The 23316-nt window shown below is 68.0% G+C and carries 26 protein-coding genes and 1 tRNA gene; 15 read left to right on the forward strand and 12 right to left on the reverse strand.

All coding sequences use genetic code 11. From position 1 onward, the window contains the following. Positions 1 to 136 precede the first annotated feature (136 nt). The 5 genes from ACRYJK_RS01485 (at position 137) to queE (ending at position 4772) form a co-directional block, all read left to right on the forward strand. Entirely contained in the window at positions 137 to 1327 is a 1191-nt protein-coding gene (locus ACRYJK_RS01485; RefSeq protein WP_482665817.1) for an acetylornithine transaminase, read from the forward strand. Then, entirely contained in the window at positions 1324 to 2250 is a 927-nt protein-coding gene (argF, locus tag ACRYJK_RS01490) for an ornithine carbamoyltransferase (protein WP_482665818.1), read from the forward strand. Before ACRYJK_RS01485 ends, argF begins: the two co-directional genes overlap by 4 nt. 63 nt (positions 2251 to 2313) lie before the next feature. After that, a complete protein-coding gene (locus ACRYJK_RS01495) occupies positions 2314 to 3255 on the forward strand; it encodes an Hsp33 family molecular chaperone HslO (RefSeq protein WP_482665819.1) in 942 nt (313 codons plus the stop codon). A gap of 165 nt (positions 3256 to 3420) precedes the next feature. After that, positions 3421 to 4122: a 7-cyano-7-deazaguanine synthase QueC gene (gene queC, locus ACRYJK_RS01500; RefSeq protein ID WP_482667372.1), complete on the forward strand. Its 702-nt coding sequence runs from the start codon at positions 3421 to 3423 to the stop codon at positions 4120 to 4122. Further along, on the forward strand, positions 4119 to 4772 hold the full coding sequence (gene queE, locus ACRYJK_RS01505; protein ID WP_482665820.1) for a 7-carboxy-7-deazaguanine synthase: 654 nt from the start codon (positions 4119 to 4121) through the stop codon (positions 4770 to 4772). The genes queC and queE overlap by 4 nt, the downstream gene beginning before the upstream one ends. A 23-nt stretch (positions 4773 to 4795) precedes the next feature. On the opposite strand, the gene ACRYJK_RS01510 is transcribed toward queE, so the two are convergent. Together ACRYJK_RS01510 and lipB are read right to left on the reverse strand one after the other, a co-directional pair. After that, entirely contained in the window at positions 4796 to 5209 is a 414-nt protein-coding gene (locus ACRYJK_RS01510; RefSeq protein ID WP_482665821.1) for a hypothetical protein, read from the reverse strand. 32 nt (positions 5210 to 5241) lie between these two features. Further along, positions 5242 to 5895: a lipoyl(octanoyl) transferase LipB gene (lipB, locus tag ACRYJK_RS01515; RefSeq protein WP_482665822.1), complete on the reverse strand. Its 654-nt coding sequence runs from the start codon at positions 5893 to 5895 to the stop codon at positions 5242 to 5244. Between the two features lie 124 nt (positions 5896 to 6019). Here lipB and ACRYJK_RS01520 point away from each other — a divergent pair, with 124 nt between their 5' ends. After that, positions 6020 to 6811, forward strand: coding sequence for a hypothetical protein (locus ACRYJK_RS01520; RefSeq protein WP_482665823.1), 792 nt, complete (start codon positions 6020 to 6022; stop codon positions 6809 to 6811). A 36-nt stretch (positions 6812 to 6847) separates the two neighbouring features. On the opposite strand, the gene hemF is transcribed toward ACRYJK_RS01520, so the two are convergent. Further along, positions 6848 to 7759, reverse strand: coding sequence for an oxygen-dependent coproporphyrinogen oxidase (gene hemF, locus ACRYJK_RS01525; protein WP_482665824.1), 912 nt, complete (start codon positions 7757 to 7759; stop codon positions 6848 to 6850). A 254-nt stretch (positions 7760 to 8013) separates the two neighbouring features. Between hemF and petA the strand changes: the two genes are divergently transcribed. Genes petA through ACRYJK_RS01540 form a run of 3 tightly spaced genes read left to right on the forward strand, consistent with a single transcriptional unit; the run spans position 8014 to position 10755 of the window. Beyond that, a complete protein-coding gene (gene petA, locus ACRYJK_RS01530; RefSeq protein ID WP_482665825.1) occupies positions 8014 to 8577 on the forward strand; it encodes a ubiquinol-cytochrome c reductase iron-sulfur subunit in 564 nt (187 codons plus the stop codon). Between the two features lie 11 nt (positions 8578 to 8588). Then, entirely contained in the window at positions 8589 to 9923 is a 1335-nt protein-coding gene (locus ACRYJK_RS01535; RefSeq protein ID WP_482665826.1) for a cytochrome b, read from the forward strand. Between the two features lie 16 nt (positions 9924 to 9939). Then, a complete protein-coding gene (locus ACRYJK_RS01540; protein WP_482665827.1) occupies positions 9940 to 10755 on the forward strand; it encodes a cytochrome c1 in 816 nt (271 codons plus the stop codon). Positions 10756 to 11196: 441 nt separating this feature from the next. Here the strand turns inward: ACRYJK_RS01540 and ACRYJK_RS01545 are convergent, their stop codons facing one another. Beyond that, entirely contained in the window at positions 11197 to 11991 is a 795-nt protein-coding gene (locus tag ACRYJK_RS01545) for a DUF1134 domain-containing protein (RefSeq protein ID WP_482665828.1), read from the reverse strand. A gap of 233 nt (positions 11992 to 12224) precedes the next feature. Between ACRYJK_RS01545 and ACRYJK_RS01550 the strand changes: the two genes are divergently transcribed. After that, positions 12225 to 13748 carry an acyl-CoA synthetase gene (locus tag ACRYJK_RS01550; protein ID WP_482665829.1) on the forward strand — a complete coding sequence of 508 codons (1524 nt, stop codon included), beginning with the start codon at positions 12225 to 12227 and terminating at the stop codon, positions 13746 to 13748. After that, on the forward strand, positions 13745 to 14566 hold the full coding sequence (locus ACRYJK_RS01555) for a crotonase/enoyl-CoA hydratase family protein (RefSeq protein WP_482665830.1): 822 nt from the start codon (positions 13745 to 13747) through the stop codon (positions 14564 to 14566). Before ACRYJK_RS01550 ends, ACRYJK_RS01555 begins: the two co-directional genes overlap by 4 nt. Here the strand turns inward: ACRYJK_RS01555 and ACRYJK_RS01560 are convergent. Genes ACRYJK_RS01560 through ACRYJK_RS01595 form a run of 8 tightly spaced genes read right to left on the reverse strand, consistent with a single transcriptional unit; the run spans position 14563 to position 20042 of the window. Continuing rightward, positions 14563 to 15264, reverse strand: a complete 702-nt coding sequence (locus ACRYJK_RS01560; RefSeq protein ID WP_482665831.1) for an ATP12 family chaperone protein — start codon at positions 15262 to 15264, stop codon at positions 14563 to 14565. The genes ACRYJK_RS01555 and ACRYJK_RS01560 overlap by 4 nt on opposite strands. Continuing rightward, positions 15261 to 15473, reverse strand: a complete 213-nt coding sequence (locus tag ACRYJK_RS01565) for a hypothetical protein (RefSeq protein ID WP_482665832.1) — start codon at positions 15471 to 15473, stop codon at positions 15261 to 15263. The genes ACRYJK_RS01560 and ACRYJK_RS01565 overlap by 4 nt, the downstream gene beginning before the upstream one ends. After that, entirely contained in the window at positions 15470 to 16138 is a 669-nt protein-coding gene (locus ACRYJK_RS01570; protein WP_482665833.1) for an HAD-IA family hydrolase, read from the reverse strand. The genes ACRYJK_RS01565 and ACRYJK_RS01570 overlap by 4 nt, the downstream gene beginning before the upstream one ends. Further along, the gene (locus ACRYJK_RS01575; protein ID WP_482665834.1) at positions 16131 to 16730 is read right to left on the reverse strand and encodes an FMN-binding negative transcriptional regulator; all 600 of its coding nucleotides are present in this window, start codon (positions 16728 to 16730) and stop codon (positions 16131 to 16133) included. The genes ACRYJK_RS01570 and ACRYJK_RS01575 overlap by 8 nt, the downstream gene beginning before the upstream one ends. Next, positions 16730 to 17851, reverse strand: a complete 1122-nt coding sequence (locus tag ACRYJK_RS01580) for an RluA family pseudouridine synthase (RefSeq protein WP_482665835.1) — start codon at positions 17849 to 17851, stop codon at positions 16730 to 16732. Before ACRYJK_RS01580 ends, ACRYJK_RS01575 begins: the two co-directional genes overlap by 1 nt. After that, complete coding sequence (gene crcB / locus ACRYJK_RS01585) at positions 17848 to 18216, reverse strand: fluoride efflux transporter CrcB (RefSeq protein WP_482665836.1); 369 nt, start codon at positions 18214 to 18216, stop codon at positions 17848 to 17850. Before crcB ends, ACRYJK_RS01580 begins: the two co-directional genes overlap by 4 nt. A 54-nt stretch (positions 18217 to 18270) precedes the next feature. Continuing rightward, positions 18271 to 18714, reverse strand: a complete 444-nt coding sequence (locus ACRYJK_RS01590) for a PilZ domain-containing protein (protein WP_482665837.1) — start codon at positions 18712 to 18714, stop codon at positions 18271 to 18273. Positions 18715 to 18722: 8 nt separating this feature from the next. Beyond that, complete coding sequence (locus ACRYJK_RS01595; protein WP_482665838.1) at positions 18723 to 20042, reverse strand: FAD-dependent oxidoreductase; 1320 nt, start codon at positions 20040 to 20042, stop codon at positions 18723 to 18725. A 181-nt stretch (positions 20043 to 20223) separates the two neighbouring features. On the opposite strand from ACRYJK_RS01595, the gene ACRYJK_RS01600 reads away from it, so the two are divergent. The 4 genes from ACRYJK_RS01600 to ku all read left to right on the forward strand — a co-directional run bounded on the left by ACRYJK_RS01600 (position 20224) and on the right by ku (position 23311). Beyond that, positions 20224 to 20297: transfer RNA gene (locus ACRYJK_RS01600), tRNA-Gln, on the forward strand. 146 nt (positions 20298 to 20443) lie between these two features. Then, a complete protein-coding gene (locus ACRYJK_RS01605; RefSeq protein WP_482667373.1) occupies positions 20444 to 21496 on the forward strand; it encodes a PAS domain-containing protein in 1053 nt (350 codons plus the stop codon). 49 nt (positions 21497 to 21545) lie between these two features. Continuing rightward, the gene (locus tag ACRYJK_RS01610) at positions 21546 to 22319 is read left to right on the forward strand and encodes an enoyl-CoA hydratase/isomerase family protein (protein WP_482665839.1); all 774 of its coding nucleotides are present in this window, start codon (positions 21546 to 21548) and stop codon (positions 22317 to 22319) included. Positions 22320 to 22384: 65 nt separating this feature from the next. After that, positions 22385 to 23311 carry a non-homologous end joining protein Ku gene (gene ku / locus ACRYJK_RS01615; protein ID WP_482665840.1) on the forward strand — a complete coding sequence of 309 codons (927 nt, stop codon included), beginning with the start codon at positions 22385 to 22387 and terminating at the stop codon, positions 23309 to 23311. Positions 23312 to 23316: the final 5 nt, after the last annotated feature.

Raw genomic sequence — 23316 nt, forward strand, 5'->3', positions numbered from 1 at the left:
GGCTCGGCCCCCACCCCCGGCCCCTCCCCACAAGGGGGAGGGGAGGCTGGCCGTCGACAGGCTCCCTTGCCCCCCACGCCCCCTCCGCCTACAGCCGCGCGCATCTTTTCACTGCCAGCATAAAGGCCGCGCACCCATGTCGATCACCCCGCTGATGCCCGTCTATCCGCGCTGCGGGTTCAGGCCGGTGCGCGGGGAGGGGTGCCATCTGATCAGTGAGGACGGCACCCGCGCGCTCGATTTTGCGAGCGGCATCGCGGTCAATCTGCTCGGCCACGGCCATCCGCATCTGGTCGGCGCAATCCAGCGGCAGGCGGCGACGCTGATGCACGTCTCCAACCTCTACGGTAGCCCGCAGGGGGAAGCGTTCGCGCAGCGGCTGGTCGACACGACCTTTGCCGATACGGTGTTCTTCACCAACTCGGGCGCCGAGGCGGTCGAGTGCGCGATTAAGACCGCGCGCGCCTACCACCAGAGCCAGGGCAGCGAGCGTTACGAGATCATCACCTTCGTCAACGCCTTCCACGGGCGGACGATGGCGACGATCAGCGCCTCCAATCAGGAGAAGATGCACAAGGGCTTCCTGCCGCTGCTCGACGGGTTCCGCTATGTCGAGTTCGATGACCTGGCCGGCGCGGAAGCGGCGATCAACGACAAGACCGCGGCGTTTTTGGTTGAACCGATCCAGGGCGAAGGCGGGGTGCGCCCGGCGTCGGACAAGTTCATGCGGGGCTTACGCGAGCTTGCCGATGCCCACGGCATCCTCCTCATCCTCGACGAGGTGCAGTGCGGCGTCGCGCGTACCGGCAAGCTCTACGCGCACGAGCTTTACGGCATCACGCCCGACATCATGGCCAGCGCCAAGGGCATCGGCGGCGGCTTTCCGCTGGGCGCGTGCCTCGCGACCGAGGCTGCGGCGCGCGGCATGGGCATCGGCGCGCACGGCTCGACCTATGGCGGCAATCCGCTGGCGATGGCCGCAGGGCAGGCGGTGTGGGACGTGGTGGCGAACGACGCGTTCCTCGCCCGCGTCACCGAGATGGGTGAGCGCCTGCGCAGCCGCCTCGAACAGTTCATCGGCAACTACCCCGACCTGTTCAAAGGCGTGCGGGGCAAGGGGCTGATGCTCGGGCTGATGATGACGCATGAGACGCGCCCGTTCGTGGCGCATCTGCGCGACAACCACGGGCTGCTCACCGTCGCTGCGGGCGAGGACACGATGCGCGTGCTGCCGCCGCTGGTGATCGAGGACGCGCACATCGAAGAGTTCATGGAGCGGCTGTCGGCGGGCGCGGCGAGCTATCAGCGGCCCGCCGCGGCGGCATGATCCGCCACTTCCTCGAGCTGGGCGACGCCGGCGGTGATGCCATCGCCGCGATGATCGGCGACGCCATCGACCGCAAGGACGCGCGGGTCGGTTACGCCAAGGGCCGCGTTGACGACGACCGCCCGCTCGACGGCGCGGTGCTGGCGATGGTGTTCGAGAAGAACTCCACCCGCACGCGGGCAAGTTTCGACCTCGCCATGCGGCAACTGGGCGGCAGCGCGATGGTGCTCGACGCGGCCTCGACGCAGCTGGGGCGGGGGGAGAGCGTCGAGGACACCGCGCGCGTGCTGTCGCGCTACGCCGACGCGATCATGGTGCGCACCGACGACCATGCCAAGGTCGAAGCGATGGCCGCGGCGGCGAGTGTGCCGGTCATCAACGGCCTGACCGACGCCAGTCACCCCTGCCAGATCGTCGCGGATCTGCTGACGCTCACCGAACATCGCCTGCCGCTGCCGGGGCTGGAAGTGGCGTGGTTCGGCGATGGCAACAATGTCTGCCACAGCTGGATCGACGCCGCCGGGCTGATGCGCTTCAACCTGCGCGTCGCCTGTCCGGAGGGCTATGATCCCGACCCGGCACGGGTCGCTTTGGCGCAGAGCTATGGCGCGCGCGTCGACCTGCTACGCGACGCGCAAGCAGCGGCGACGGGCGCGGACGTACTGGTCACCGACTGCTGGGTGTCGATGGGGCAGGGCGATGCCGACCGTCGCCTCGCCGACATGGCGCCGTTCCGGGTCGACGAGGCGTTGCTCGAGTCGGCGCGACCCGGCGCTCCCTTCCTCCACTGCCTCCCCGCACATCGCGGCGAGGAGATGACCGCGGGCGTGATCGACGGGCCGCAAAGCCTCGTCTGGGACGAAGCAGAGAACCGCGTCCACGCGCAGAAGTCGATCCTGCGCTGGGTGTTCGGGCAGATCTAAAGGCGGGGTGCGGCCGTCGCGCGCCGAACTAGCAATCGCGGCGCCCGCCCCCATATCGCCGCGATGTCCGAACCGACCCCCATCCCCGCTGCCGAAACCGTCGCCGATCGCGTGTTGAGCTTCACCCTGTCGCAGGATGACGCGATGGGACGAGTGGTGCGCCTCGGGCCGGTGTTGGAGACGATCCTGTCGGCCCACAGCTACCCGCCGGTTGCCGAACGTCTGCTCGCCGAAGCGCTGGTGCTGACGACGCTGCTCGGCGCAGGCATCAAGGACGAGGCGGGGCAGATCACGTTGCAGGCCCAGACCCAGGCGGGCGCGATCAGTCTGCTGGTGTGCGATTATCGCGGCGGCGAACTGCGCGGCCACCTCGCCTTCGATGCGGGCGCGCTGGCGGACCTCGGGCCGCAGCCGGACCTTCCGGCGCTGTTCGGCGACGGGTTCCTCGGCATCACCATCGAAGATTCGCTGGCGGGCGGCCGTTATCAGGGCATCGTCCCGCTCGAAGGTGCGAGCCTTGCGGAAGCTGCCGAGCGATATTTCCGCCAGTCGCTGCAGCTTCCAACGGTCGTGCGGCTCGCCGCAGGGCGCGACGACGATGGCTGCGTGGCGGGCGGCGTGCTCATGCAGACGCTCGCCAGCGGCGAGGTTGGGCATGAGCGGATCGAGGTTCGAGAAGAGTTGCGCGGTCCCGCCGATCTGCTGTGGGAGCATGTCGCAACGCTGGCCGAGACGATCTCGCCGGCGGAACTGATCGATCGACGCCTCTCGCTCGAGGCGCTGGTGTGGCGGCTGTTCCATGACGAAGGCGAGGTTCGTGCGGCGCTGGGGCCGGCGCTGACGCGCGGTTGCCGCTGCGACCCCGACTATCTGGCGTCGGTGCTGGCACGCTTTCCGCAAGAGGATCGCGCGGAGATGATCGGCGATGACGGCATGATCGGGGTCGATTGTGCATTTTGCTCCCGCCGCTTTGCGCTCGACCCGGCCGCGCTAACTTCGGCTTAACCAATTTCTGTCACACGGCGGTCTGTGACCCCTCTTCATCGAGGCTCACTTCCTCCCTAGCGATCCGCACTGGATCTGACTCGGCCGCGTCTCCCTGAGAGCGCGGCCGTTTTGTCTGGCGGGGCGGTGGCGTCTCACGTCGCATCGCCCTACATGGCCGCGGCCATGACGCTCGATCCCAACCTCGCCGTCGTCCTTCTGTCGGGCGGCCTCGACAGCGCCACCTGTGCCGCGAAGGCGCGCAGCGACGGGCGGAAGGTCATCGCGTTGACCATCGATTACAGCCAGCGCCACGCTTGCGAGTTGGACGCCGCAGCCAGGGTCGCGGGGGCGATCGGCGTGGTCGAGCATATCGTGCTCCCGCTCGACCTCCGGCGGTTCGGTGGCTCGGCGCTCACCGACGATGCGGTGGATGTGCCCAAGGATGGCGTCGCGGCGGACAGCATCCCGGTCACCTACGTCCCCGCACGCAACACGGTGTTCCTGAGCCTTGCGCTGGCGCTGGCGGAGGCGCGGGGGGCAAAGCACATCTACATCGGCGTCAACGCGCTCGATTATTCGGGCTATCCCGACTGCCGCCCGGCGTTCGTGGACGCGTTCGCAGACCTTGCCGCGCTGGCGACGCGGGCGGGGGTGGAGGGCGATCCGTTCGTGATCGAAACGCCGCTGCTGCATCTCGACAAGGCGGGGATCGCGAAGCTGGCGGACGAACTTGGGCTCGATGCAGGCCTCACCTGGACCTGTTATGACCCCGTCGGCGATCGGCACTGCGGCGCCTGCGATGCCTGCCGCCTGCGGCACAAGGGCTTTGTCGAGGCGGGCCTTCCCGACCCAACCGGCTACGCGGTCGCGCCGCCTGCGCCGTGAGCTACGCGGTCAAGGAGATGTTCCTCACCCTGCAGGGGGAGGGGGTGCACGCCGGGCGGCGGGCGGTGTTCTGCCGCTTTGCCGGCTGCAATCTGTGGTCGGGGCGCGAGGTTGATCGCGCCGCTGCCGCCTGCACCTTTTGCGACACCGATTTCGTCGGGATGGACGGCGAGGGCGGGGGCCGCTTTGCCGATGCGCAGGCGCTCGCCGACGCAATCGCCGGGCGCTGGGGCGAGGGCGTGGAGCGACGCTTCGTCGTGCTCACCGGCGGCGAGCCGATGCTTCAGGTCGATGCGCCGCTGATCGATGCGCTCCACGCGAAAGGATTCGAGATTGCGATCGAAAGCAACGGGACGCTACCCGTCCCGCGCAGCATCGACTGGATCTGCATCAGCCCCAAGGGCGCCAACCCGGTGGTGCAGACGAGCGGCGATGAGCTGAAGCTCGTCTGGCCGCAGGCGGGGGTCGATCCGGCGGTGATCGAAGCGTGGGACTTTGCGCATTTCCTGCTGCAGCCGCGCGACGACGCGGCGCTGGCGGGGACGACGTCGGACCCGCTCGCCAACGCGCGTGCGTGCATGGCGCTGATCGATCAGCGTCCCCGCTGGCGGCTGTCGCTGCAGACGCACAAGCTGCTCGGCATCGCCTAGGGCTCGGCGCCCCGGCGGGTCGGTCAGTTCTTCGTATCGGCCTTGGCGGGCGGTGCCTTGGGCGCAGGCGCGGGCGGACGGATGACCGTGTCGCCGGCCTTCGGTGCTGCATCGGCCTTGGGCTCGGCCGCCGCGCTGGGCGATGTCGGGACGCTGCGCACCGGCGCGCTGCCGCTGGCCCGTGCGCCGGTTGCGCCGTCGACGCTCTCGGGCTCGGCCAGGCTGGGTGCCGAGACCGGCGGTCCGACCGCCGTTGACGGATCGACCGCGGTGAGGTCGCCCTGGCTTTGTTCGAGGGGCACGATGTCGTCGCTGACAGTGCCCGGCTGGACCTCGACATTGCTCATGATGACCTCGTCGCGCGCGCCTTCGCCTTCGATGATGTTGCATCCGGCAAGCGCTAGGGTCGCGAGGAGGGCGAGCGGGCGTCGGGTCATGCCGCGCGGCATCCGCCGCGGGCCGGGCGCTGTCAAGGCTCGCTGCCGCCGACGCGACTGAGGAACGTCGGTAGCGCCTTGGCCAACGCCGCATCGAGCGCCGCCATGTCCGCCGGTCGACCGAGCGCGCGAAGGCTCGTCACGCCGAACTCTGCGATGCCGCAGGGCACGATCCCGCCGAAATGCGACAGGTTGGGATCGACGTTGATCGCGATGCCGTGGAGCGTCACCCAGCGTTTGACGCGCACGCCGATCGCGCCGATTTTGGCTTCGCGCCCCGCTGCATCGTCGCACCAGATGCCGATCCGCCCTTCTGCTCGACGCGCCACGACGCCAAGCTCGGCGAGCGCGTCGATCGCCCATCCCTCGAGCGCGTGGACATAGGCGCGGACGTCGCGGCCGCGCGCCGCGAGGTCGAGCTGGACATAGGCGACGCGCTGCCCGGGTCCGTGATAGGTGTATCGGCCGCCGCGACCTGCGGCGTGAACCTCGAACCGCGGATCGATCAGCTCGTCGGGATTTGCGCTGGTGCCCGCGGTATAGAGCGGCGGGTGTTCGAGCAGCCAGACCCGCTCCTTCGCGCCAACGTCACGGATCGCCGCGGCGCGCGTATCCATGTCCGCCAGAGCGTCGGCATAAGGGGTGAGTCCGGGCGACACGATCCATTCGGGCAGCGCAATTTGCATGGCGCGCACGTAGTCCCGACCACGGACGTCGCGCAACGGGTGGACTGAACGCGCGCCGCTGCTAGGGTCGGACACGGGTCCGTTCCGCTACGGAGCGGCGGGGTTAACGGTGCAGGGGGTCGTCATGCATTTCTCAATCGGTGAAGCCTGGAGCCAGGCGATGCAGTTCCTTCGGGAAAATCTGCGCATGCTGCTTCTTTACGTCGGGCTTCCGGCGGTGCTGTTTCCGTTCGTCCAGCGACTGATCGTGGGTGAAAGCGGTGCGGAGGCGATGCTCCAGTCGGGCAACACCGACCCGCTCGTCGCACTGCAGGCGATGTCCGGGGGAAACATCGCGCTGACGCTCGCCTTTGCGGTGGTATCCGGCGGCCTCACCTTTGCCGCCTACCGGCTTGGACTTGGCTATCGTGAAGCGCCGGGGTCCGTAATCGGCTGGGGCATGACGGCCATGGCGCTGACCATCCTCGCGCTGATTGTTCTGCTGCTGCCGCTGATGATCTTGCTCGGGTTGTTGAGCGGGGGAGCGCTAATGGCTGGCGCAGGCGCTGGGCTGGCCGCACTGGGGCTGCTGCTGGTGCCGGTCCTCATCTGGCTGTTCACGCGGATCGTGCTGACGCAGCCGGCGATGGCCGACGCGCGATCGGCCAATCCGCTGTACGGCATCGCTCAATCGTGGCGTCTGACGGCGCCGGTGCAGTGGCGCGTACTTGGCTATGTCCTGTTGCTCATCGTGGTGGGGTTCGTGCTCGCGCTGCTGCTCGCGGCCGTCACCACGCTGTTCGCGGGGGCGGGCATTGTGGGTGAATTGCTGGCGAATCTGCTGCTCACGGCGCCCTTCAGCATCCTGATGGTCGCGATCTACGCCGGCCTCTACCGCGCCATCGGTCCGAGCCGGACGAGCGAAGTCTTCGCCTGAGGTGAATGGGGAGGGGGCGGTGCTACCCGCCGCCCCTCACACCCACTCGGCGACCGGCGGCAGGCTCATCAGGATGGCGTCGATGTTGCCGCCGGTGCGCAGACCGAACAGCGTGCCCCGGTCATACACCAGGTTAAATTCGGCATAGCGCCCGCGCCAGACGCGCATGCGATGAAGCTGCTCATCGTCGAAGGGCGTCGTCATCCGCGCCCGCACGATCCGGGGATAGGCGTCGAGAAAAGCCTCCCCCACGCCTTGCGTGAACGCGAAATGCCGGTCGAACATGGCATCGCCGTCGGCTTCGAGATGGTCGTAGAAAATGCCGCCCACGCCCCGCGCGACGCCGCGGTGGGGGATGAAGAAATACTCATCTGCCCATTTGGCATAGCGATCGTAGACATCCGGGCCAAAGGGCGCGCATGCCGCACGTAGTCGCGCGTGAAACGCCGCCGTATCCTCCTCGTACGGGATCGGCGGGTTGAGGTCGGCGCCGCCGCCGAACCAGCTCTTGGTCGTGCGCAGGTAGCGCGTATTCATGTGCACCGCGGGCACGTGCGGATTGGCCATGTGTGCGACCAGGCTAATTCCCGTCGCGAAGAAGCGCGGGTCTTCCGCCGCGCCGTGAATCTGCCCCGCGAAGTCGGGCGAGAAGTTCCCGCCTACGGTCGAGACGTTGACACCGACTTTCTCGAACACGCGCCCCTTCATCACCGCGCGGACGCCGCCGCCCCCGCCGCCCTGCTCATACGCGCCGGGGATCACGTCCGGCCCTTCGCGGTCCCATGCAACCCGCTCGAAGTGCGCGTCGCTCCCGGCCTCGCGTTCGATCGCCTCGAACTCTGCGCAGATCCGGTCGCGCAGCGACTCGAACCATTGGCGAGCCGCCGCCTGCTGCGCGTCGTGCGGGCGGACGGGTTCGGCGGTTGCGGGACGATCGTCGGCGATCACGGGAACGCTCCTGCGAAGGGGGAGTGGAGGGGGCGCCATGTCCCTGCCGCTACGGCGCGCGCGAGGCAAGGCCGGTGCGCGAACGCGGGTCAGGTGCGGCGCGAAATGGCCATTGGCAACCGCACGGCGCCTCGCTATCAGCGCGCCAAATCGCCGTGGCCCGCGTGGGCTGATGGCGGTCAGGGGTTCGCGACATTGGCGCGATGGGCGTGCGGGGGCGGTCTGGCCCTTGCAGCAACGACTGAAGGGTTTCGATGGCAGAGGTTCTTCCTCCCGAGCAGGTCGACGGTGAAGGCGAAGGCGTCCGTCGCCGCGATTTCATCCATGTTGCGGCGTTGAGCTTCGCCGGGGTCGGCGCGGCCGCCGCCGCTGCGCCGCTGCTCTACCAGATGGCGCCCTCTGCCGACGTGCTTGCACTGTCCACGACCGATCTCGACCTGTCGGCGATCCAGCCGGGCCAGTCGATCAAGACGACCTGGCGCAAGCAGCCGGTGTTCGTGCGCAACCTGACCCCGGCGGAGCAGCAGGCGGCCAATGCGGTCGCGGTGGGCTCGCTGCGTGACCCCGAAACGCTCGCGCAGCGCACCAAGCCGAGCCATCAGAACTGGCTGATCACGCTTGGCGTCTGCACCCACCTCGGCTGCGTTCCTCTGGGCGCTGCGGAGGGTGAAGCGCGCGGCGATTTCGGCGGCTATTTCTGCCCGTGCCACGGTTCGCACTACGATACCGCGGGTCGCATCCGCAAAGGGCCGGCGCCCACGAACCTGGTCGTGCCGCCCTATGAATTCACGTCGCCCACCGCCGTGACGATCGGCTGAGGAGGACCAAGATGAGCTTCCCCTGGGCCAAGGAATATACCCCGCGCGCGCCGCTGATGCGCTGGCTGGACGATCGTCTGCCGCTGCCGCGGATGGTCTATAATGCGGTGGGTGCCGGCTATCCGGTGCCACGCAACCTCAACTATTTCTGGAATTTCGGCGTCCTCGCCGGGTTCGCGCTGGTGCTGCAGATCGTCACCGGCATCGTCATCTCGATGAGCTACGCCGCCAACACGGCGGTCGCGTTCAACAGCGTCGAACATCTGATGCGCAACGTGAACGCGGGCTGGCTGCTGCGCTACGCGCACATGAATGGCGCGAGCTTCTTCTTCATCGTCGTCTACATCCACATCTTCCGCGGCCTGTATTACGGTTCGTATAAGGCGCCGCGTGAGATGATCTGGCTGCTGGGTGTCGTCATCTTCCTGCTGATGATGGCCACCGCGTTCATGGGCTACGTGCTGCCGTGGGGGCAGATGAGCTTCTGGGGCGCACAGGTGATCACCGGCTTCTTCTCGGCGATCCCGCTGGTCGGCGAACCGCTGCGCCAGTGGCTGCTGGGCGGCTTCGTGCCGGATAACGCCGCGCTCAACCGGTTCTTCTCGCTCCACTATCTGCTGCCGTTCGTAATTGCGGGGGTCATCATCCTCCACATCTGGGCGCTGCATATTCCCGGTTCGAACAATCCGACCGGGATCGAGGTGAAGAGCCCGCGCGACACCGTGCCGTTCCATCCCTATTACACCGCGAAGGACGGGTTCGGGCTGGGCGTGTTCCTGATCGCCTTTGTTGCGGTCACCTTCTTTGCGCCGAATATGCTCGGACACCCGGACAACTACATCCAGGCCAACCCGCTTTCGACGCCGGCGCATATCGTACCCGAATGGTACTTCCTGCCGTTCTACGCGATCCTCAAGGCCTTCACGATCAACTTCCTGTGGATCGACGCGAAGCTGTGGGGGGTCATCGCGATGTTCGGGTCGATCGCGCTACTGTTCTTCCTGCCGTGGCTCGACCGTTCGCCGATCCGGTCGGCCAACTATCGCCCGATCTACCGCAAGTTCTTCTGGGTGCTGGTCGCCGACGTGCTGCTGCTCGGCTATTGCGGTCAGAAGCCGGCGGAGGAGCCGTGGGTTCTGATCAGCCAGCTTGCTGCGCTCTACTATTTTGCGCACTTCCTGATCATCATGCCGATCATCTCGCGGCTCGAGACGCCGGAGCCGATGCCGAGCTCGATCACTGCGTCGGTGCTGGGTGAGGACCCCAAGGGCACGCACGGCGCCACCGAAGCGGCTCCCGGCATGCCGCCCGTCACCGCGGCACCGCCCGCCGCTGCCACCGTCTGATAGGGACCGAAGTTCGATGGTTCGTCTGTTTGGGTTCCTCGCCGGACTGGTGTTCTGCACCGCGCTGCTGATGGCGCTGATCTTCACGCCGCGCGGTGCGACCGCGCACCCGGAAGCGGCCTTCCACCAGCATCCCCGGGCAGCGCATCTCGCGAGCGAAGGGGCATTCGGTCACTTCGATCGTGCGCAGCTTCAGCGCGGGTTGAAGGTGTACAAAGAAGTCTGCTCGGCGTGCCACGGCCTCAGCCTGGTCGCGCTCCGCGACCTCTCAGCCCTCGGCTACGACGAATCGCAGGTGAAGGCGCTGTCGGCGCAGTTCCAGGTGCCGGGCATCAACCCCGACACGGGTGAGCCGGCGACCCGCCCGGGGACGCCGGTCGATCATTTCCCCTCGCCCTATCCCAACGAGATCGCGGCGCGCGCAGCCAATAACAATGCGCTGCCGCCAGACCTCTCGCTGATCACCAAGGCGCGGGAAGGCGGCGCGGATTATGTTTACTCGCTGCTGACCGGCTATCGCCCGGTGCCGGCCAACCTGCCGCGAGAGCTGCGGCCGGGAACGGGACTGCACTATAATCCGTGGTTCGCGACCCTCAACCTCGCGATGGCACCGCCGCTGACCAGCGAAGGCCAGGTGACCTTCGACGACGGGACCCGCGCGACGGTCGATCAGATGGCCAAGGACGTCTCGGCGTTCCTCGTCTGGACGGCGGAGCCGAAGCTCGAGAACCGGCTGCGCACGGGTTGGGCGGTGCTGGCGTTCCTGATCGCGCTGACGACCCTCGCCTACCTGTCGTATCGCACGATCTGGGCGGACAAGAAAAAGCACTAAGGCTGGCAAGCCTTCAAGAAGCAGGAGGCGGCGGGGCGATGCTCCGCCGCCTTTCTTGTTTCGGTCTGCCAGCTTTGGGCGCGGTGGTGGAAGGCAGCTGCGCAACGCCACCCAAGCCGGCATTCAACGTTGCCCTCAGACTGGTGAGCCGCGAGCGTTCAGGCGACGTGGTGGGGCTCGTGCAAACGACGCCTCTTCGCACCGAGCCGCAACTGCGTCACTGGGCAAAGCCGTTACGTCTCATCGCACGAGTGGGGCGCCATCGTTTGACGCTGCGGACGACGCGCAAAAAATCAGTCAGCAACATGGTTGCACGCGGTTGGAAGCGCCGGACGCAGAGCCATGGCCGTTCGCGCCGTCTTGCTCCAGGCCAGGCCCCAAGCCGCACCCCGTACACGGGCGGCCGGATTTCTCGTCATGCCGGTCCGGAACCGTCCTGCGCTAGAATGGAAGCCAGCGCTGATTGCGGCTGAACCGCATATAGCCGACGTTGAGGCCAAGGCGTGCGCCGACGCCCATGCGCACCGGAATGAGCACGACGTCGCCGCGCCGCAGGTAGCTCGCGTTAAAGCCGCCCAGGAGATAGGCGGCGCCTTCGCCGGCCGGGAAGCGGTTGAACAGGTCGGCGGTGTCGTAGAGGTTGTAAACGAGGACGAAGGTGCTCCCCGCATTGGCGCCCGCATCGACGCCGATCGACGGCCCGGTCCAATAGACGGGGATTTGTCCTTCTACGCGGTGGTGCAGCGTGCCTGAACCGTAGCGGACGCCAAAAATCAGCGCGCCGCCGGCTTCACGGCCGACGATATAGGCGTTGGGTTCGCCCTGTTTGCGCAGGATGTCTTCGATCATCGCTGCAAGTCCCTCGGCGCCACGCCCGAACACGCCCTCCGCAGCGCCGATGAGGTCGTCGCGCTGATAGGTTGGCGCGTCCCCGGGGATCGCCGGTGCCTCCGATGCGGTTGTGGGCGCCGATGCGGACGTCGCGCCCTCGCCGGGAGCGGGGGGCGGGGCGGGCGCGGGGATGGGGGCGACCGGCGGCTCCGCTTCGACCGGCGGTCGGGCGTCGCTCGGCGGAGGCGTTGCGGGGCGGGGGGCGTCGAGATCGGCGTCGATCACGCTGTTGGGATCGACCTGCCGCACTTGCGCTGCCGACGGGGCCGCAACAATCGCGATGGCAAACGCCGCCAGCCAACCCCCGGCGCGATGGCGCAAAGCCTGACGCAAGCGTAACAGCATGATCGTCCCCCAAAGTTTGCCTTTAGTAAGCATGAGGGGGCCAGGCTGTCCAAGCGATGAATCAGCGATAGGGCGACGCGGCGGCGCGGCGGCCGGCTCGGCCAGTGCGTCCACCAGGCCGCGCGACGGAGATTGTGGCCCCCACTGCGATTGACGCTCGCCCCGCGCCCGAGCAGTTTGGGAACCGGCAGCGCGCCCGAAAGAGACGTGCGCAGGGATGAGAGAGGCTGTTCATGCACCCGCGAAACATTGCGCGCGAGAGACCCGAGCACCCGGCGGTCATCGACGCCGGCACCGGCCGCACGCTGACGTTCGACCAGCTCGACCGCGGCTCCAACCGCGTGGCCCATTTGCTGCGTCGCGACCGCGTGGCCATCGGCGATGCCGTTGCGTTCCTCGTCGAGAATGTGCCCGAATATTTCATGCTCACCTGGGGAGCGCAGCGCGCCGGCGCCTATTTCGTCTGCATCTCGACCCGGCTGACGAGCGCGGAGATCCAGCATATCCTCGACGATAGCGGCGCGAAGCTGCTCATCGCGAGCGCGACCCTCGCCCCGGCGGTGGCGGATGTCCGCTTTGTCGGATCGCGCTACGCCTTTGGCGGCGACATGGCTGGTTGGCCGCGGCTCGAAGAGGCGCTCGATGCGATGCCGGACACGCCCATCGCCGACGAGCGCGCAGGGTTCGACATGCTCTATTCGTCGGGCACGACCGGCCGGCCCAAGGGGATCAAGGGCGAGCTTCCCGAGGATCGCGCGATCGACGCGCCGAATGTGCTCGCGGGCATTTGTCAGGCGTTCGGGATCGGACCCGACACCGTCTATCTGACGCCCGCGCCAATGTATCATGCAGCGCCGCTACGCTGGTCGATGAACGCGCAGCGGCTCGGCGCGAGCGTGGTGCTGATGGACCACTTCGACCCCGAGGCGACGCTCGCCGCGATCGACCGCTATCGCGTCACTGCGGGCCAGTTCGTTCCGACGCACTTCATCCGCATGCTAAAGCTGCCCCAGGAGGTGCGCAGCAAATATGACGTGTCGAGCATCAAGCTCGCCATCCACGCCGCGGCGCCGTGCCCGGTGCCGGTCAAGCAGGCGATGCTCGACTGGTGGGGGCCGGTCATCCACGAATATTATGCCGGCAGCGAGGGCAACGGCATCACCTGGGCGACGCCCGCCGACTGGCTGGCGCGGCCGGGAACGGTGGGGCGCGCAATCAGCGGCGTGCTGCACATCTGCGACGAAGAGGGCAACGAGCTGCCACCGCGCAGCGAGGGGCTGATCTATTTTTCAGGCGGCAGTGCCTTTACCTACCACAATGACCCGGAGAAAACGGCGGAGGCGACCAATGCCCACGGCTGGACCACGCTCGGCGATATCGGCTGGGTCGATGAGGACGGGTTCCTGTTTCTGACCGACCGCAAGAGCTTCATGATCATCTCCGGCGGCGTGAACATTTACCCGCAGGAGATCGAGAATCACCTGATCGCGCACCCTAAGGTGGCCGACGTCGCCGTGATCGGCGGGCCGCATTCGGAGATGGGCGAGGAGGTCGTCGCCGTGGTCCAACCGGAGTCGCTCGACGATGCGGGCGACGCACTCGCGCAGGAACTCGGCGCCTGGTGCCGCAGCGCGCTGTCGGGCGTGAAGACGCCGCGCCGCTTCGAGTTTCGCGAAGAGCTCCCGCGGCATCCCACCGGCAAGCTCTACAAGCGGCTGCTGCGCGATGAACTTTGGGCGAAGGAGCGCGCGAATTGACCGAATGGCGAGATGCGGAAGGGCGGGCGCATATCGCGCTCGCCGAGGATGGCGTGGCGCAGGTCCGGCTGACCCGGCCGGACAAGATGAACGCGCTCGATCCGGCGATGTTTGCTGCGATCATCGACGCGATCGATGCGCTTGGCCGGATGGCCGGGCTGCGCTGCGTGGTGCTGTCGGGGGAGGGCCGAGCGTTCTGCGCGGGGCTCGATCTCGCTTCCATGGCCAGCGGCGGTGCGAGCGCGGGACTCGACCTGTGCGATCGCACGCACGGGCAGGCGAACCGCTTTCAGCAGGTCAGCTGGGGCTGGCGCACGCTCGCCGTGCCAGTGATCGCGGCGGTGCATGGCGTCGCCTTTGGTGGCGGGTTTCAGATCATGTCCGGCGCTTGCGTGCGCATCGCCGCGCCCGACACGCGCATGGCGATCATGGAGATGAAGTGGGGCCTCGTCCCCGACATGGGCGGCATTGCGCTGTGGCGGGGCACGGTGCGCGACGATGTGCTGCGCGAGCTGACCTACACCGCGCGCGAGTTTACCGGCGCCGACGCCGAGCGCTGGGGCCTCGTCACGCGCTGTGTAGAAGATCCGCTGGCGGCGGCGACGGCACTGGCGCAGGACATCGCTGCGCGGAACCCGGACGCGGTGCGCGGGGCAAAGCGCCTGATCAACGCCATGCCGGACGAGCCCGCGGCCGCGCTGCTGATGGCCGAGAGCGTGGAGCAAAAGGCGGTGATCCGCACGCCCAACCAGCTCGAAGCGGTCATGGCCGGGATGCAGAAGCGCCCCGCGCGGTTCGAGGATCCGAGCGTCCTCTAGCCTGCGTCGTCGTCGAGCAGGCGGAGGAAGGTCGCGGCGGCGTCCCAGTCGCGGCGGCGGGCGTCGCGCGCGGCCTTTGCCTCCGCGTCCTCGCCCCAGCGACGCTCCTGCCAGCGTTCGTCGATGGTCACCGCGTCCCAGCCCCGCTCGCGAGAGACGGCGCCCGCTTCCAGCGCCAGCGCAGCCACGAGGCTGCCGCCGATGGTCACCAGCGGGGCCATCGCGGCGAGGCGGAAGGGGGGAAGGGCGGCGAGTGCGTGGCTGAGCCGAGCGATGGTCTCCGGCGGCTGGTCGACGGGCATGATCCCGCTGGCGGTGACAAAGTGGACGTCGTAGCGGGCGCGTGCCCAGTCGAGCAGCGTCTCCCAATATTCGGCTTGCTCGTCCGCGAGCGCGGGATCGTCGGCGCGGTAGCACAGCAGATCGCTCGCGGCGTAACGCGCGAGCGGCGCGGCGAACGCCGCCGGGTCGGGTTCCACCAGATCGAGCGCGGCGTTGGCGAGACCGGTGAGCGGCATCGCGCCGGGCTCGATCGTATCGCCGACCTCGCGCCACTCCGCCGCGACACTGTCGGCGAGTATGCGAGTGGCCAGGTACAGGGCCGCGCGGCCCGGCGTGCGGACGGGCCGACCATCGAGGGCGATGGCATGGCCGCGCGGATCGTCGATCACGTCGACGCGGCTCCAAAAACGCTTCATCGCGGGTCCTCCGGCGTTCGCCAGCGGTGGGTGAGCGCAGGCACGAGCCAGACGATTCCAACCAACCCCGCTCCTACCAGCGGCACCGCCGCGGTGAGCGTGTCGGTGTCGACGCCTCGGCGAACGAACAAATATCCCGCCATGGCGAGCAGTGCCGCCGAGCCGACGCGCAACGCTGCGAGCAGGAGGAAACGACCGCGTGGGCTCATGCGAACCAGTCCCGTAGTTGCTGGGCGATGTGCAAAGGTTCGGCAGCGATGGCCTCGGCGCCGGCGGCGCGTAGTTCTGCGTCGTCGTGATAGCCCCAGGCGACGCCGAGCGCGCGCGTTCCTGCGGCGAGGGCCAACCCCATATCGTGCGCGGTATCCCCGATCATGACCGTCGTGGCGGCGGACGAGCCGACGTCGGCGATGGCTGCGAGCGCCATGGACGGGTGCGGCTTGGATGGGTGCCCGTCGGCGGTCTGCAAGGTCGCGAAACGGGCTGGCAACCCATGCTGCCGCAGCAGCCGGTCGAGCCCGCGTCGCGATTTGCCCGTGGCGATCCCCAGCGTCCAGCCGTCCGCGGCGAGTTCGTCGATCAGCTCGACGATGCCGGGAAACAGCGGTTCGGGTTCGGCGCCGGCGGTGCGCGCTTCGAAATAGGCTTCGCGATAGGCATCGGCGAGCTGCTCCACCTCGGCTTCATCGGCGTCGGGAGCGAGGCGGGCGATGGCGATGGGCACGGACAGGCCAATGCCGCGACGGATCGCGGTGGGCGGCGGGATGGCGCGGTCAAAGGCGGCGAAGGCGCGCTCGACCGCTTCGACGATGGCGTGCTGGCTGTCGGCGAGCGTGCCGTCGCAATCGAACAGGGCGAGAATCGTCCTAGACATCGGTGACAGCCCGCATTCGGGTGGCGAGCGCACCCCCGCCGCGCTGATCGAGGGCCGCGGCGACACACTCGCGCACCGTAGCGCCTTTGTCCTGGCTCAGCTTTTCGGTGTAGCGCCAGCCCGTTACATGCAGCGCGAAGCCGGCGATCCCGCGCAACAGTCGCGCAACGTAGGCGGGATCGGTATTTGTGCGCAGCCACGGCGTCGTCGCTGGCTCACCCCAGCGGGCCAGGGCGTCGATATGCGCGAGCATCGCTTGCTCGTCGATTGCGCTGATGTGGCCGTCGACCTCGAGCGCGACATAATTCCACGTCGGCACCTGCGGCGTGTCGAGGGCATACCAGGTCGGGCTGATATAACCGTCCGGCGCCAGAGTCGTGAACAGCGCGGTCGCGCCGGCGAGGTGCGGGGTCGCGCGATTGGACTTGGCGATGTGGAAGTGGAGCGCACCGTCTGCGCTCAGCGTCATCGGAACATGCGCCACCATCGGCCCGTCAGCAGTCGAGACGAACAGGCTGCCGAACCGGTTGGCGTCGAGGGCGTCGCCGAGCGTGAGGTCGCCGCGACCCCGAAAGCGCGGGTCAGGGTGCATCAGCGCGGCCGCTTGGGACGCCCGGGGCCACCCCCGCCGCCCCCGCCGCCGCCGCGTGAGCGGCGTTCGCCGCGCCGTTCCTTGCGCACCGTCTTGGCATGCGCGCGAGCGCGGGCCTTGGCCGCATCGGGGCGAGCCGTGGACAGCGGCGTCACCGGGGTGGCGTCCGCATCGGCGAGCTCGAAGCCCAGGTCCGCGACGCTTTCGGCGAAATGGCCGGGAAGGTCGGCGGTGATCTCCAGCTTGCCGCCCGCCGGGTGGTCGATGCGAAGGCGGCGAGCATGGAGGTGAAGCTTGCGCGAGATGGTGCCGGTGAGGAACGCGGCCTTGCCGCCATATTTGCCATCCCCGACAATCGGATGGCCGATCGCCGCCATATGTGCGCGCAGTTGATGCGTGCGGCCCGTAATCGGCTGCAGGGCGACGAAGGCGGCCTGGTTGCCGGCGCGATCGATCACGCGATAGCGGGTGACTGCGCTCTGTCCATGCTCCTTGTCGACGTGCATTTTCTCGCCGCCACTGCCGGGCTGCTTGGCGAGGGGGAGGTCGATCTCGCCCGCCTCCACCGACGGCACGCCGACGACGATCGCGAGATAGGTCTTGCGCGTCGTCCGCCCTGCGAACGCGCGGGAAAAATGCGCCGCGCTGCCCGGCGACGCCGCAACCAGCAACACGCCCGACGTGTCCTTGTCGAGCCGATGCACCAGCCGCGGACGGGGCGCCTCGTCGCTCTCGACCAGCCCGTCGAGCAGGCGGTCGACGTGCGCGGTGGTGCCTGACCCGCCCTGAGTCGCCAGCCCAGGGGGTTTGTTGAGGACAATGGCGTGGTCGTCGCGGTGGATGACCATGCCGCGGATCAGCGCTTCATCCTCTTCGCTCAGTGGCAGACGCGGTCGTGGCGCGCGCTTGGTCGGGCGATCGTCCGGCAGCTTGAGGTGGAGTTCCTGACCCTTCTCGATCCGCGCGTTGGCTTCCGACTTTTCGCCGTTCACGCGCACCCGGCCGCTGCGCAGCCACTGCTGCAACGTCGCCTGCGTGACCTCAGGGTGGTGACGCCGGAACCAGCGGTCGAGCCGGATGCCGTCGTCGTCCGCGGTGACGCGAACCCGCTCCTCGCTCATGCGCCACGTCCTATGACGAGGCCGAGCGCCAGCAGCGCCAGGCCGCCAACGACCGACGCGACGATATAAGCCCCGGCGAGCGCAGGGCGCCCCGCCTCCATGAGCTGAACCGTTTCAAGACTGAAGGCCGAAAAGGTCGTGAACCCCCCCAGCAGCCCCGGAGCGAGGAACAGTCGAAGGCTGGCGTTCGGCACGCTCCGCTCCACCCACGCGACGAGCAGGCCCATCACGAGCGCGCCGACGAGGTTCGCGATCAGGGTTGCGGTCGGCCACCCGCCCGGCGCAGCGGGCAGCGCCCGACTGAGTGCAAAGCGCAGACCCGCGCCCACGGCGCCACCGGCCATGACTGGAAAAAATGGCGACATGCGCTGCCCCTAGCCGGGCCCGGCGCGGGCGTCACCCCTCGCGGACTGTGCCGGTCAGCCGGCGTTCGCGCATCCTGCGGTGAAGTCGGGGTAGGCGCGGGAGATGTGATCATGGATCGAAGGATGGAGCGGCATCAACCATTCACAGCCGAAACTCGCCCCGTCGACCCAGCGGATCATGCCCTCAAGCGCAGCAAATTCCGGCAGCTTCACCCAGATGCGCTCACCGCTCTCGAGCCGGCTCAACGTCTCGCCGCGGCAGCCGGTGCGCGACAGGTCTCGCAGGGTGATGTGAAAGGGCGTGCGTCCCGATCGACGCAGCGATGCCGGTATCGCGACGTGTCTCCGTTCCGCGACCCGCCGGTTGTCGGCGGCCGGGCTCCGCGCGGTATCCGTGACCCAGTCGTGACGGAACTCTGCCATCGTGATCTCGCGCTGCACCACTCGCCGTAGCGAGCCGTCAACTGGTCCCGCGCCGATCATGATGGTGAGCCGCAAAGAAAGCGTTAAGCGGGGGGCGTCGGCGCCCGGGCAGCGTCGATGAGCGTGTCGAGCGTCACGAACTTCTCGCGCGGAGCATCGCGGCGCGCGGCGGCGATCTCTGCCGCGTCGATCCGTTGCCAGTCGCGAAAGGTGACTATGTCGAGGCCGCGTTCATCCGCGAGCCGATCGAGGCCCGCCCGTCCGGGCCGACCGGCATCGCCCGCCCCGGCCCAGTCCTCGACGATCGCCTGCGCGACATTGGCGCCGTCCGGTTTGTTGGTGCCGATCGTGCCGGACGGTCCGCGACGCGCCCATCCCGCGCAGTAGAGCCGGGGTGCGATCCGGCTGGTATCATTGGCGAACCGACCGCGCGCGTCGTCGAACGGCACGCCTTCGATCGATGGCGTTCGATAACCCACACACGCCACTACCAGCGAGGCAGGGACGGCGTAGGTCTCGCCCGTGCCGACGGCGGCGCCGCTGTCGTCCAAACGAGTGTGCTCCACGATGACCCGCTCGGCCCGCCCGTCGCCCTCGATCGCGACGGGGCGCGCAAAGAAGTCGAAGTGAATTGTAATCTGCGCGTTGCGCGGGTTCCGGGCATATTCCCGCAGCAGCTGTACGGACTTGCGCTGGCCGGGCTCGAGCTGCGCATCGCTGGCGTCGGCTGGCAGGTCGGCGGGATCGACCCGCGGCGCGGCGCGCTCTAGCTGTCCGAGTTCGCCAAGCTCCTTGGGCGTCATCGCGATCTGCTGGGGACCGCGGCGGCCGAGGATGTGGATGTCGCGCACCCGCGATTGCTCAAGTCCTTCGAGCGCATGGGCGACGATATCGCTGTCGGCCAATTCCGCACGCGATTTGGCGAGAATACGTGCGACGTCGAGGGCGACATTGCCATTGCCGATCACCACCACTCCTTCTCCGCCCAGCGGCGGGTCGAGCTCTGCATGGTCGGGATGGCCATTGTACCAGCCGACGAACTGCGCGCTGCCGACCACTCCGGGTAGGTCTTCGCCGGGGACGCCAAGCGAGCGGTCGGCGGGCGCCCCGGTCGCCAGCACAACCGCATCGTAAAGTGACAGCAGCTCGTCGATGGCGATATCGCGGCCGAGTTCGACGTTGCCGACGAAGCGGACATTGTCGGTCAACGCGACCGCTTCGTAGCGGCGCGCGACCGCCTTGATCGACTGATGATCGGGCGCGACCCCGCTACGGATGAGCCCGAACGGCACCGGCAGCCGGTCGATGAGGTCGATCGCGACCGCGTCGCCGCACAATTTCTGCAGTGCTTCCGCCGTATAATATCCGGCCGGCCCGGAGCCCACGATCGCCACATGTCGCATCGCTGCCGCTCCTCTTTCGCGTGCCGCACCATCGAGGATGCTACGCTGCTTCCGGGCGGAGGCAAGGGCGCGACGATCAGGCGACGGTTCCGCGCCGCGTCATCGGGCCAGTCCCGCGGCAGGCCGCCACCGGTGGGGGGCTTGACCCCGTGTCCTTCCTAGCTAAACGGCCCCGGCGCGTTCCCCCGTCCTCTAACGGTAAGAGAGCGGACTCTGACTCCGTCAATCGTGGTTCGAATCCACGCGGGGGATCCAGCGCGATTGATCGATGTTGCAACGCGTCGGCATGGCGTTGCGCGCTTTGTTGCGCTAACGATATGTTTATGGCTGACTCTTCCGATGCTCAACCGGCTGTTGTAGTGGGTGCGCGCCCTTCTGTTGGTGTCGGCACGTTGGCCCCGGTGACGTTCGGGCCGACCTCCGATCTCGAATGCCGTCCGCTCAGCCGTGGCGATGAGGGCGTGATCACCTTTCTCGACGCGGCGGGGTCGTCCGCGACGTCCGCGCTCATGTCGCTGCTCGACCAAAGCGACGACTGCGTAAAGTTCCTGCGCCCCGATGGCTCGCTCACATACATGAGCTGCAGCGGCCTGCGGGTAATGGAGATCGACGATTTCGCACCGCTTCAGGACAAACCCTGGCCGTCGCTCTGGCCGGAGGATGGGCAACAGGTGGTCAAGGAATCGATCGCCGCCGGCGCCCGCGGCGAACATGGCGAGTTCGAGGCCTTCTGCCCGACCGGCAAGGGCACCCCAAAATGGTGGCACGTGACGGTGTCACCGATCTTCGGGCAGGATGGTCAGGTCGCCGCATTGCTTGGAAGCTCACGCGACATCACCGAACGCAAGCAGCGCGAGGAGGCGATGCTCGCGACCATGACCGAAATGCGCCACCGCCTGCGCAACGCCTTTTCGATCAGCGCGTCGATGGCGATGCTGAGCGCGCGCGAGACACCTGAAGCCGAGGCATTCGCGCGCGAACTGGCGAGCAAGCTGTCGCGCCTTGCCGATGTGCAGTCGGCGCTGATCGACGGCGGGGGCGGCGCCCGGCTCAGGCAATTGATGCGGCGGATTGCCGAGGCGTTCGACGGCGGAAGCCGTTTCGACCTCAGCGAAATGGACGACTGCCGACTCGGGGAGAATGCCGCGCGGGCGCTCGCGCTGGTGGTGGGAGAACTGTGCACCAACAGCGTCAAATACGGCGCACTGGGGAGCAGCGGTTCGGTGCGGGTGAGCGCGCAATGCCTGCCGGGCGAGGGGTTGAACATCGCTTGGCGCGAAACCCGCGGCGACGATGGTCCGGTCGCAACGGTGCTGGGTGTCAAACAGCATAGCGGTGGCGAAGGGCGCGGGTTGCAGGAGCGTATGCTGCGCGCCGTCGGTGGGTCGATCGAAGCGAGAGTGACCGCGACCGGCTACGAAGCGGACATCCACCTGCGCGACGTGGCGCGGTGACCCCGGTGGCGGGCAAGGTTCACCGCCTCGGCGACAGGATCGTCGGGGCATGAGCGTCTCGATCCTCGCCCGCGACGTCGATCACGTCCGCACTCTGACGTTCGCCAATCCGCCGCTTAACTTTGCGAGCGAGGCGCTGCTGTCTGCCATCGCCGACGCGCTCGAGGCGGCCGATGCGGATCCCCACGTGCGCGCTGTCGTGCTGTCGGCGGGCGGCAAGACCTTTTGTGCGGGAGCCGATCTGGTAGACCCCCAGGGCGTCGGCGGCCAGGCGACGGACGGCGAAGACCCGCTGACTCGCTTCTACGCGCAGGCGGTGCGGCTGTTCGGCACGGTGAAGCCGATCGTCGCCGCCGTGCACGGCGCGGCCGTGGGCGCGGGGCTGGGGCTTGCGCTGGTGGCGGATTTTCGCGTGGCGAGTGCGGGTGCGCGCTTTGCGGCGAATTTCACGCGGCTGGGCTTCCATCCGGGGTTCGGGCTCACCCACACGCTGCCGCGACAGATCGGGCTCCGCGCCGCGCATGAAATGATGCTGACCGGCGATCGCTATGGTGCCGAGCCCGCCTTTGCCTGGGGGCTGGTCGATCGACTGGCGGACAATGCGTTGGCCGGAGCGCAGGCGCTCGCAGCGACGATCGCGGAGGGCGCGCCGCTGGCGGTGCAGACGACCCGTGCGACCATGCGCGCCGGGCTGCAGGACGCGGTGCGCGTGGCGCTCGCGCACGAATATGCTGAGCAGGTGAAGCTCCGGAAGACCGCCGACTATGCCGAGGGGGTCGAGGCGGTGTTCACACGCCGCACGCCGCGCTTTGTCGGAGCGTGAATCGGAACCGGCGCTGCGTCTGCGGCTTGTGACTCACTGGGGCTAGCCAAACGGGGGACAGGACGATGCCGGCGCGTGCTTATTGGAAAGGCCAGCTTCGACTGGCGCTGGTGTCGATCCCGGTCGAAATCTACCCTGCGACCAAGTCCGGCGCGTCGATGTCGTTCCGGCAAATCCATGAACCGACCGGCAAGCCGATCAAATATGAAAAGGTCGTCGCCGGCGTCGGCGCGGTCGACAAGGAAGAGATCGTCAAGGGCTACGAGCGCGACAAAGGCGAGTTCGTCTTGCTGACCGACGCTGAAATCGAAGCGGTCAAGATCGAGAGCCGCAAGACGCTGGAGCTCGTCCAGTTCGTCGATGTGCACGACATCCCGGTGCTCTATTACGAGAAACCTTATTTCGTCGTGCCCGCCGACGAGCTCGCGCACGAGGCGTATATCGTGCTGCGCGAGGCGCTGAAGGCGGAGAAGAAGGCTGCGATCGGCCAGCTGTCGGTGCGCGGGCGAGCAACGCTGGTGGCGCTGCGCGCGTGCGGCAACGGCATCGTTCTCGAAACGCTGCGCTACGCCGACGAGGTACAGAAGGCGCAGAGCTACTTCCGCGAGATCGACGAAGGCGAGGCGGACGAGGATCTGCTGGCGCTGGCGACGACGCTGATCGAAAAGAAGTCCGGCGACTTCGAGCCCGAGAAATTCCACGACCGCTACATCGACGCCCTGAAGGGTCTGATCGAGAAGAAGGCGGCGGCGAAGGGCGCGACGATCATCGAGGACGCCGGCGACAGCGCGAGCCCGCGTGGCAGCAACGTCATCGACTTGATGGCCGCGCTCAAAAAGTCGGTCGGGGGCGACGCCCCCACGGCAGCCAACGACGACGAAAAGCCCGCCAAGGCAGCCAAGTCGGCGGCAAGACCCAAAGCCACGAAAAAGGCGAAACCGGCGGAGGACGAGGAGGCAGCGCCCGCGCCCAAGAAGCGCAAGGCGGGCTGATCCGC

The sequence above is a fragment of the Sphingomonas sp. BLHR8 genome (assembly GCF_056821725.1).